General features: G+C 67.8%; 9 protein-coding genes. 4 read left to right on the top strand and 5 right to left on the bottom strand.

Annotated features, from left to right (window positions below; all coding sequences use genetic code 11):
* Nucleotides 1–1,064 (top strand): glucose-6-phosphate isomerase (gene pgi / locus ACREPD_RS20765; protein ID WP_431601054.1); only part of this gene is annotated, 1,064 nt, incomplete at its 5' end.
* Between the two features lie 139 nt (nt 1,065–1,203).
* Here the strand turns inward: pgi and ACREPD_RS20760 are convergent.
* Together ACREPD_RS20760 and ACREPD_RS20755 are read right to left on the bottom strand one after the other, a co-directional pair.
* The gene (locus tag ACREPD_RS20760; protein ID WP_431601053.1) at nt 1,204–1,782 is read right to left on the bottom strand and encodes a response regulator transcription factor; all 579 of its coding nucleotides are present in this window, start codon (nt 1,780–1,782) and stop codon (nt 1,204–1,206) included.
* A complete protein-coding gene (locus ACREPD_RS20755) occupies nt 1,779–3,005 on the bottom strand; it encodes a sensor histidine kinase (RefSeq protein ID WP_431601052.1) in 1,227 nt (408 codons plus the stop codon). The genes ACREPD_RS20760 and ACREPD_RS20755 overlap by 4 nt, the downstream gene beginning before the upstream one ends.
* Before the next feature lie 134 nt (nt 3,006–3,139).
* Here ACREPD_RS20755 and ispG point away from each other — a divergent pair, with 134 nt between their 5' ends.
* The 3 genes from ispG to ACREPD_RS20740 all read left to right on the top strand — a co-directional run bounded on the left by ispG (nt 3,140) and on the right by ACREPD_RS20740 (nt 5,965).
* Nucleotides 3,140–4,405, top strand: coding sequence for a flavodoxin-dependent (E)-4-hydroxy-3-methylbut-2-enyl-diphosphate synthase (gene ispG / locus ACREPD_RS20750; protein WP_431601051.1), 1,266 nt, complete (start codon nt 3,140–3,142; stop codon nt 4,403–4,405).
* Nucleotides 4,386–5,093 (top strand): phosphatase PAP2 family protein, encoded by a 708-nt coding sequence (locus tag ACREPD_RS20745; RefSeq protein ID WP_431601050.1) that lies wholly within the window; start codon nt 4,386–4,388, stop codon nt 5,091–5,093. Before ispG ends, ACREPD_RS20745 begins: the two co-directional genes overlap by 20 nt.
* Before the next feature lie 224 nt (nt 5,094–5,317).
* Nucleotides 5,318–5,965, top strand: coding sequence for a response regulator (locus ACREPD_RS20740; protein ID WP_421570788.1), 648 nt, complete (start codon nt 5,318–5,320; stop codon nt 5,963–5,965).
* A 225-nt stretch (nt 5,966–6,190) separates the two neighbouring features.
* On the opposite strand, the gene ACREPD_RS20735 is transcribed toward ACREPD_RS20740, so the two are convergent.
* From ACREPD_RS20735 to ACREPD_RS20725, 3 genes are all read right to left on the bottom strand, one after another.
* On the bottom strand, nt 6,191–6,850 hold the full coding sequence (locus ACREPD_RS20735) for a bifunctional 4-hydroxy-2-oxoglutarate aldolase/2-dehydro-3-deoxy-phosphogluconate aldolase (RefSeq protein WP_431601049.1): 660 nt from the start codon (nt 6,848–6,850) through the stop codon (nt 6,191–6,193).
* A 318-nt stretch (nt 6,851–7,168) separates the two neighbouring features.
* Nucleotides 7,169–9,085, bottom strand: coding sequence for a phosphogluconate dehydratase (edd, locus tag ACREPD_RS20730; protein ID WP_431601048.1), 1,917 nt, complete (start codon nt 9,083–9,085; stop codon nt 7,169–7,171).
* A 46-nt stretch (nt 9,086–9,131) separates the two neighbouring features.
* Nucleotides 9,132–9,662 (bottom strand): 6-phosphogluconolactonase (locus ACREPD_RS20725; RefSeq protein WP_431601047.1); only part of this gene is annotated, 531 nt, incomplete at its 5' end.

The raw sequence follows: 9,662 nt of genomic DNA, 5'->3' as shown, positions 1-9,662 counted from the left end.
ATGCGCTGCGCCCGGTGAGCGGCGCACGCTTCCGCGTGCATTTCGTTTCGAACGTGGACGGCGCCGCCATGCAGCGCACGCTGGCCACGCTGGACCCGGCCACCACCGCCGGCATCCTCATTTCCAAGACCTTCGGCACCCAGGAGACCCTGCTCAACGGGCAGATCCTGCATGACTGGCTGGGCGGCAGCGAGCGCCTGTACGCCGTCAGCGCCAACCCCGAGCGGGCGGCCAAGGCGTTCTCCATTGCCGCCGGCCGCGTGCTGCCGATGTGGGACTGGGTGGGCGGGCGCTATTCGCTGTGGTCGGCGGTCGGCTTCCCGATCGCACTGGCCATCGGCTTCGATCGCTTCGAGCAGCTGCTGGACGGCGCGGCCGAGATGGATGCGCACGCGCTGAACGCGCCGCTGGCGCAGAACCTGCCGGTGCTGCATGCGCTGACCGATATCTGGAACCGCAACCTGCTGGGCCATGCCACCCACGCGGTGATGACCTACGACCAGCGCCTGGCGCTGCTGCCGGCCTACCTGCAGCAGTTGGTCATGGAAAGCCTGGGCAAGCGCGTGCAGCTCGACGGCAGCCCGGTCGACAGCGACACCGTTCCGGTGTGGTGGGGCGGGGCGGGCACCGACGTGCAGCACAGCTTCTTCCAGGCACTGCACCAGGGCACCAGCGTGATCCCGGCCGATTTCATCGGCTGCGTGCACAACGATGATCCTTACGTGGTCAACCACCAGGCGCTGATGGCCAATCTGCTTGCGCAGACCGAGGCGCTGGCCAACGGCCAGGGCAGCGACGACCCGCACCGCGAGTATCCGGGCGGCCGCCCGAGCACGATGATCCTGCTCGACGCGTTGACCCCGCAGTCGCTGGGCGCGCTGATCGCCATGTACGAACACGCCGTGTACGTGCAGTCGATCATCTGGAACATCAACGCCTTCGACCAGTTCGGCGTGGAGCTGGGCAAGCAGCTGGCCAGCCAGCTGTTGCCGGCGCTGCAGGGCGAGGCGCATGCGATCACCGATCCGGTGACGCTGGAGCTGTTGGAAAAGCTGCGCGGTTGAAATCCTGACGCACCCGGAACGCATCGGGTGGAAAGCCCCCTGAGTCAGGGGGCGGCCGCGAAGCGGCGGGGGTCTGGGTGGTGGTAAGCGGGGGCCCGCGTTTTGCGCAGCAAAGCGTGGGGTGAAACGCGTATGCGTTTCACCGCGAGGGATCGCGCTCCGGGCTGGGCCGCTTGGCCAACTTCCGCTGCAACGAACGCCGGTGCATGCCCAGCAGGCGTGCCGCCGCCGAGACGTTGCCGCCGGTCTCGTGCATGGCCTGCTGGATGTGTTCCCACTGCAGGCGGCTGATCGGGGTCATGGAGTCCGGCGGCTCCATGTCGCCGTCGTCGGCCGGGCCGTCGTCTTCCTCGCCCAGCGCACGCAGGATCATCGGCACCGTGGCCGGCTTCGGCAGGTAGTCGTCGGCACCCAGCTTGATCGCCTCCACCGCCGTGGCGATGCTGGCGTACCCGGTCACCAGCAGGATGCGCATGTCCTCGCGCAGCGCACGCAGCGGCTGGATCAGTGCCAGGCCGGATTCGGAACCCAGCTTCAGATCGATCAGCGCATATGCCGGCGGCTGCTGGCGGGCCAGCACCAGGGCCGAGGCGATGTCGCTGGCAGTCACCGTTTCCAGGCCCTTGCGGGCGAGGCTGCGCTGCAGCGTGCGCAGGTACAGTTCGTCGTCGTCGACCAGCAGGCCATGGCTGGCAGCGGGCAGGGTGGGGGTGGTCATGCGGGGTTCTCCGGTGAGGCCAGGGGCAGGCGGAAGCCGACGCGGGTGCCGGCACCGTTGGCCGGACGCATCCACAACTCGCCGTCCAGGCGCTCGATGGTGGCGTGGGACAGGGCCAGGCCGACGCCCATGCCCTGCGTCTTGCCGCTGTTGAACAGGGTGCCGGGCAGGACCGCCTCGCGGGCGTCGAAGCCACGGCCGTAATCGCGCACTTCGCCGATCAGGTCGCTGCCCTCGATGCGCAGGGTCAGGTCGACCTGCGGCCGTTCGGCCTGCTCGCCGGCATCGGCGGCGTTGTTGAGCAGCACCATCAGCAGGTGGCCAATGCCAGGATCGAGCGGCAGCTGCAGTGGCGCGTCGTCGTTGCGCTTGAGGGTGATGGTCGGGCGCACCAGCCGCCACTGCTCCAGTACCTTCGGCAGGGTCACCGAATCGCGTCCGCGCAGTTGGCCTGACGCGGGGCGTGCCAGCGCCAGCACGCGTTCGCGGCACTGCACGAGCAGTTCGCGCAGCGTGTCCACGTCGTCGCGCAGTTCCGGGCTTTCGGTCTGGTCGGCGATGTCGTCGGCGAGCAGCGTCATCGTCGCCAGCGGGGTGTTGAGCTCGTGCGCCACCGAGGCGGCGTGGGTGGCCAGCGCGACGATGCCTTCGTTGCGCACGAAGCGCTCGCGCAGCAGCGACAGTTCGTGTTCGCGCCTGCGCAGCGCGATCGCCAGCCGGGTGGCGAACACCAGCACCACCGTGGCCGACAGCAGGAAGTTGCAGACCACACCCCACTGGTGCATCTGCATCGCCGTGAAGTAGCCGGCGGGCAGGGGCAGCCCGAAGATGCCGCTGACCGCGTAGCCGATCAGGCAGGCCGCGGCCACTGCCAGCGTCCAGCGCAGCGGCAGCGCCAGCGCGGCCAGCGCGATCAGGATCAGAAACAGCGAGCCGAACGGGTTGGCCACACCGCCGCTCCAGGCGACCATCCAGGTCAGCACCGTGACGTCGACCAGGATGTGCCCGAACGCGGTCACCGGCGCGGTGTCAGCGTCGTGCACGCGCAGCTGCACATACAGGTTGAACAGGGCCAGTGCGGCCACCCCCGCCCATAGCGGCAGCGGCGACAGTTCCAGCCCCAGCACCGAAGTGGCGACCAGAATGGTGGCGGCCTGGCCGGCCACGGCCAGCCAGCGCAGGCTGCACAGGGTGCGGAGGAAGGGAGCGTCTTGGCCGGTCATCACGCCCATCGTATGCGCTCGCGCGGCTGCCCGCCTGCGACAATCGGCCGCATCGCGTGAATGGCGGTCCTCCGCACCCGCGCGTCGACCCGAAACCACGCGCGTCCGTGCCCGCCGCGCGTTAAAATGCCCGCATGCACGACGCCGTCAGCCAACCTACCCAACCGTCCGACACCACCGTGTGGGCCCGCCGCCAGACCCAGCCCGTCCGCATCGGCGGCGTCGTGGTCGGTGGGGGCAAGCCCGTGGTCGTCCAGTCGATGACCAACACCGACACCGCCGACGTGGCGTCCAGCGTGAAGCAGGTCGCCGAGCTGTGGCGGGCCGGGTCGGAAATGGTGCGCCTGACCGTCAACAATGCCGAATCGGCCGCGGCCATTCCGCGCATCGTGGAGAAGCTGCAGATGATGGGGATCGACGTCCCCCTGATCGGCGATTTCCACTACAACGGCCACCAGCTGCTGACCCAGGAACCGGCCTGCGCCGAGGCGCTGGCCAAGTACCGGATCAACCCCGGCAACGTGGGCTTCGGCAAGAAGAAGGACACCCAGTTCGCCCAGCTGATCGAATTCGCGATCCGCTACGACAAGCCGGTGCGCATCGGCGCCAACTGGGGCTCGCTGGACCAGTCATTGGCCGCGCGCCTGATGGATGAGAACAGCCAGCGCGCCACCCCGTGGGATGCCGGCCGGGTGCTGCGTGAGGCGCTGATCCGCTCGGCGCTGGATTCGGCCCACACCGCCGTCGAACTAGGCCTGCCGCGCGACCGCATCGTGCTGTCGGCCAAGGTCAGCGGCGTGCAGGAGCTGATCGCCGTGTACCGCGACCTGGCCCAGCGCTCGGATTTCGCCCTGCACCTGGGCCTGACCGAGGCCGGCATCGGCAGCAAGGGCATCGTCGCCTCCTCGGCGGCGCTGGCGGTGCTGTTGCAGGAAGGCATCGGCGACACCATCCGCATCTCGCTGACCCCCGAACCGGGGCAGTCGCGAACGCAGGAGGTCATCGTCGCCCAGGAACTGCTGCAGACCACCGGCCAGCGTGCCTTTACTCCGCTGGTCACCGCCTGCCCGGGCTGCGGCCGCACCACCTCCGAGTTCTTCCAGGAGCTGGCCAAGGTCGTGCAGAACCACGTGCGCGGAAAAATGCCGGAATGGAAGGTGAGTCATCCCGGCGCGGAGAACATGACGCTGGCGGTGATGGGCTGCATCGTCAACGGGCCGGGCGAGTCGCGCCACGCCAACATCGGCATCTCGCTGCCGGGCACGGGTGAAACGCCGGCTGCGCCGGTGTTCGTTGATGGCGAGAAGACGGTGACGCTGCGCGGTGACAACATCGCCCAGGAATTCGTGGCGCTGATCGACGACTACGTCGAGCGCAAGTATGTCCGAAGCGTTGGATAAGCCAACGGCGCTGGACGCGCGGGAACCGGCCGCCGGCTTCCGCCACTGGATGGCCGGCAACGCCTGGCGCTTCGTGCTGTTGTTTGCCGGCGTGCTGCTGCCGCTGGCCGGTTTCGTGGCCCTGGCCGACGAAGTCCATGAACTGGAGGCGTTCTATTTCGACGCACCGCTGCTGCTGAAAATGCATGCCGTGGCCCGGCCCAGCCTGGATGCGGCCTTCGTGCTGATTTCGAAGATCGGCTACCAATGGGGCGTGATCCCGGCCGACATCCTCATCGTGGCGCTGCTACTGCTGCGCCGCCGCTGGCGCGAGGCCAGCTTCGCCGGCATCAGCTTCGCCGGTTCGGCCCTGCTCAACCTGGGCAGCAAGCAGTTCTTCCAGCGCGACCGACCGACCCTGTGGGAGTCGATCGCCCCGGAAAGCACCTACAGTTTCCCCAGCGGCCACGCCATGGGCTCGATGACCCTGGCCGCGGTCATCGTCCTGCTGGCCTGGAACACCCGCTGGCGCTGGCCGGCCGTGGCATTCGGGGTGCTGTTTGCCGGTTCGGTCAGCCTGTCGCGCATCTACCTCGGGGTGCATTACCCCTCCGACATCCTGGCCGGATGGTGTGCCGCGCTGGTTTGGGTGGTAGGGTGCTTCCTGGTGATGTTCCGGCGCCGCCAACCCTGGCGCAGTCGTCACTGAGACCGGCCGACAGGGAAACAGGCCGGAAGCGGCAGGGGTTTCCGCGGACCGCGATAGGTTCAATAAACCGATACAGCTTGGGGTGAAAGGCTCAGGGTTGGGGTAATCCTGAACGCGTGTGATGGGGGGACCAGAACGCGCCGACAAGGTGCCATCATCCTTGTTTACGCAGTACCCCGCGGCTAGGCTTGCCCCCGTTTGCAGCGTTTGGAAGAGGTGCGTGGATGACGATTCGAGTGTATCTGGTGGACGACCACGCGCTGGTGCGAACCGGCATGAAAATGATCCTGTCCAACGAGACGGACATCGAGGTGGTCGGTGAGGCCGAATCCGGCGAAGACGCATTGCCAGAGATCCGCCAGTTGCGGCCGGACGTGGTGCTGTGCGACCTGCACCTGCCGGGCGTGAGCGGCATGGAAGTCACCGAGCGCGTCGTGCGCGGCGACCACGGCACCCGCGTGGTGATCGTCTCCGTTCTCGAAGACGGCCCCATGCCCAAGCGCCTGCTCGAAGCCGGCGCCTCCGGCTACATCGGCAAGGCCTGCGATGCGCAGGAACTGCTGCGCGCCGTGCGCGATGCCGCGCTGGGCCGGCGTTATCTCGGTAGCAGCATTGCCCAGAACCTGGCCCTGTCGAATGTCGAAGGCAGCCAGTCGCCGTTCGACAGCCTGTCCCCGCGCGAACTGGAAGTAGCGTTGCTGCTTACCCAGGGCCTGCGCCAGGAAGACATCGCCAAGCGCCTTAGCTTGAGCGCCAAGACCGTCAACACCCACAAAGCGCGGTTGTTCGAGAAGATGGGGATCCACGACAACATCGCGCTGGCGCGCATGGCGAGCCAGTACGGGTTGGTGGATCCGGCGCGGCCGATGTGATCGCGCCGCGTCCGAAGCGCTTCGTTTGGGGTTAAGCGTCGGTCGCGTCGTGCGGGGCATTGAGTGCCCCGGTTTCGGATGCTTGTGCCGCGCTGCGCGCGGTTGCCACCCATGGGGTGGCACTACGAATTCTTACGTGCGCAGGACGATCACGTAATCAAAAGCAACAGCAAACCATCAACCGCGTAGAGCCACGCCATGCGTGGCTTCGCGATCTCCGCAATCTCAGCGCGACCGCACGCGTGCGACGATTTTGGCGGCATCCGCCGCGCTCTCGCGCACCTTGTCCCACTGGCCGTTCTCGATCCAGTTGTTGGGCACCATCCATGAGCCGCCGATGCAGACCACGTTCTTCTGCTCGAGGTATTCGGCCGCCGTCGTTTCCGTGATGCCACCGGTCGGGCACAGCTTCAGGTCCGGAATCGGCCCGGCCAGCCCCTTGATCATCGCCAGCCCGCCGACCGCCGAGGCCGGGAACAGCTTGCAGACCCGGAACCCGCGCGCATACAGCGCCAGCATTTCCGTCGGCGACGCCGCGCCCGGCACCACCGGCAGCGGTGCCGCCGCCAGCGCATCGGCCATGTGCGCCGGCGTACCCGGCGTCACCAGGAAATCCGCGCCCGCATCGATCGACTGCTGCATCTGTTCCACCGTCAGCACCGTGCCGGCGCCCACCACCACATCGGGCAGCTCGCGCTTCAGCATCGCCAGCGCTTCCATCGCGATCGGCGTACGCAGCGTCAGCTCGATGGCCGGCAGCCCGCCCTCCAGCAGCGCCGCGCTGACCGCGCGCGCCTGGTCGAGGGTATGCACCGTAACCACCGGCAGAATGCCGGCCGCATGCAGCAGGGTTTCAGCGCGCTTCTGGTGTTCGGCAATGCTCATGAAAATGTCTTCCTGTTTGATCGGGACATCTGGTTGGCCAGATATCCCGTGAGCCGGCCAACGGCCGGCGCTACCGGTCGACGCCAGGGAGGCGCCGCATTTTGTCGTGTCGCCGGTCAATGGCCGGCACTACCGAGTTAGCCGACGCCACGGAGGCGCCGCAATGTGTCGAGAGGTGGCGGCTTACCCCCCTTCGGGACCGCAGAAAACATGGATGTTTTCTACGAGCCCCCATGGATGGGTTCACGGCGTGTCCCGAAGGGGGGTAAGCCGCTACCTCCACCAGGAAACCCCACCGCCGCGTTCAGCGATAAACCGTCAAGCGTCCTTGGCCTCATGCGGCGCAAGCGCTGCGTCGGCGTCGTGACCCAGCTCGTACTCCGCGTCGTAATTCCACATATCGCCGTCGTCGGCCGCCGGGCCGCACGAAATCGAAATCGCGCCCTGGTCGGCCGGACCCACCAAGCGGCGGTTCATCGCGAACAGATTTCGGCCCAGATCGTGACCGGCCGGTGCCGTGTTCGGTGCCAGCTCGCGCGCTGCCCACTCGGCCGCGTCCACCAGTACCTCCAGCGTGCCTGCTTCACCGTCCAGACGGATCATGTCGCCTTCGCGCAGCTTACCCAGCGGACCGCCGCGCGAGGCTTCCGGCGTCATATGGATCGCCGCCGGGAACTTGCCCGATGCGCCCGAAAGACGACCGTCCGTCACCAGCGCCACCCGACGGCCCTGGTTCTGCAGCAGCCCCAGCAACGGTGCCAGCGAATGCAGCTCCGGCATCCCGTTCGCACGCGGACCCTGATAACGCACCACCGCCACGAAATCCTGCGGCAGCAGGCCCGCTGCGTGCAGCTTGTTCAACACCTGCGGCGCGTCCACCACCACCGCAGGTGCCTCGATCGTGCGGTACTGCGGCTTCACCGCCGACAGCTTGATCAGCGAACGGCCCAGATTGCCGCGCAGCAGCCGCAGCCCGCCCTGTGCCTCGAACGGTTCGGACACCCCGCGCACCACCTCGCGGTCCGCGCTTTCCGCAATCCCGTCGATCCACGTCAGCGTACCGTCGCGCAGCGCCGGATCCTGCGTGTACTGGCGCATCCCGCCTTCGGCCACCGTCACCACGTCCGCGTGCATCAGCCCCGCGTCCATCAGCTCACGGAACACAAATGCCGTGCCGCCGGCCGCCGCGAAGCGGTTCACGTCCGCTTCCCCGTTCGGGTACACGCGTGCCAGCAGCGGCACCAGCTGCGACAGCTGGTCCATATCGTCCCACGTCAACACAATGCCGGCCGCCCGCGCCACCGCGATCCAGTGGATCGTGTGGTTGGTCGAGCCACCGGTCGCCATCAGCGTCACCACCGCGTTCACGATCGCGCGTTCGTCAATCAACCGGCCCAGCGGTCGGAAATCGTCGCCCAGCGCGCAGATCTCCAGCGCACGCACCGCCGCCTGCCGCGTCAGCGCATCGCGCAGCGGCGTATCCGGATTCACGAACGACGCGCCCGGCAGCTGCACGCCCATCGCCTCCAGCAGCGTCTGGTTCGAATTTGCCGTGCCGTAGAACGTGCACGTGCCCGCGCCGTGGTACGAGGCCGATTCGGCTTCCAGCAGCTCCTCGCGCGTGGCCTGGCCCGCCGCATAGCGCTCGCGTACCTCGGCCTTCTGCTTGTTGGGAATGCCCGGCGTCATCGGCCCGGCCGGCAGGAAGATCGCCGGCAGGTGGCCGAATGCCAGTGCGCCGATCAACAGGCCCGGCACGATCTTGTCGCACACGCCCAGGTACACCGTGCTGTCGAACATATCGTGGCTGAGCCCGATCGCCGTCGACTGCGCGATCACATCGCGCGAGAACAGCGACAGCTCCATCCCGCCGCGGCCCTGCGTGACCCCGTCGCACATCGCCGGCACGCCGCCCGCCACCTGTGCCGTGGCACCGAGCGAACGCGCCGTTTCGCGCAGGATCTCCGGGTAGTGCTCGAACGGCTGGTGCGCCGACAGCATGTCGTTGTACGCCGTGATGATGCCCAGGTTCGGCGTAACGCCGCCGCGCAGGCGGCTCTTGTCGGTCGGGCCGCAGGCGGCGAAGCCGTGCGCGAGATTGCCGCAGCTCAGGCGCGAACGGAACGGGCCATCGCGCAGGGCGGCGTCGATACCGGCCAGGTAGGCGGCGCGCGACGCGGCGCTGCGCTGGACGATGCGCTCGGTGATGGCGTGGAGTTTGGGGTGCAGGCTCATTGGCTACCGGCTATGAGAGGGCGAACGAAACGACAGGCGCAGGGCATCAGTCGCACCAGTGGATGCGCAGCTTGGCGCCTTCAATGTTGATCGCGTTGAGGATGGGGTACAGCTGTGCGTTGTTGCTTTCCAAGGCCTGCTTCAGCACTTCCAGCTTCTGCTTGCCGCGCAGCAGCAGCAGGCGCTGCCCGCACTGGCGCAGCCCGTGCGGGGTGAGCGTGATGCGCAGCGGCCACTGGTTCGCGCCCGGGCAACCGGTGGCGTCCAGCGCCGCGTAGGGCAGGGTGCTTTCCAGGGCGCGGGCCAGGTCTTTTGACGCCGGGAACAGCGACGCGGTGTGGCCATCATTGCCCATGCCCAGCACCCCCAGGCAGGGCGCCTGGCTGTGCTGTGCCTGCAGGTTGGCGGTGTACACGCATTCCGGCAACGGCTTGCCGACCCGCACCAGCGGATCGAAGTGCGCACCCTCGGCGCGGCTCAGGAAACTCTCGCGCACCAGCCATGCATTGCTGTCGCGATCCTGCGGCGACAGCCAGCGTTCGTCGACGAGGCTGACCTCCACGCGGTCCCACTGCAC

This window comes from Stenotrophomonas sp., from assembly GCF_050737075.1.
GTDB lineage: Bacteria > Pseudomonadota > Gammaproteobacteria > Xanthomonadales > Xanthomonadaceae > Stenotrophomonas.
The sequence above is the reverse complement of the archived record's forward strand: the minus strand, read 5'-3'. Positions and strand labels throughout refer to the sequence as shown.

Coding starts and splice junctions, on each gene's coding strand:
- ACREPD_RS20745 (WP_431601050.1), top strand. CDS start 4,386: ATGTCCGAAGCGTTGGATAAGCCAACGGCGCTGGACGCGCGGGAACCG.
- ACREPD_RS20740 (WP_421570788.1), top strand. CDS start 5,318: ATGACGATTCGAGTGTATCTGGTGGACGACCACGCGCTGGTGCGAACC.
- ACREPD_RS20755 (WP_431601052.1), bottom strand. CDS start 3,005: ATGACCGGCCAAGACGCTCCCTTCCTCCGCACCCTGTGCAGCCTGCGC.
- edd (WP_431601048.1), bottom strand. CDS start 9,085: ATGAGCCTGCACCCCAAACTCCACGCCATCACCGAGCGCATCGTCCAG.
- ACREPD_RS20760 (WP_431601053.1), bottom strand. CDS start 1,782: ATGACCACCCCCACCCTGCCCGCTGCCAGCCATGGCCTGCTGGTCGAC.
- ACREPD_RS20735 (WP_431601049.1), bottom strand. CDS start 6,850: ATGAGCATTGCCGAACACCAGAAGCGCGCTGAAACCCTGCTGCATGCG.
- ispG (WP_431601051.1), top strand. CDS start 3,140: ATGCACGACGCCGTCAGCCAACCTACCCAACCGTCCGACACCACCGTG.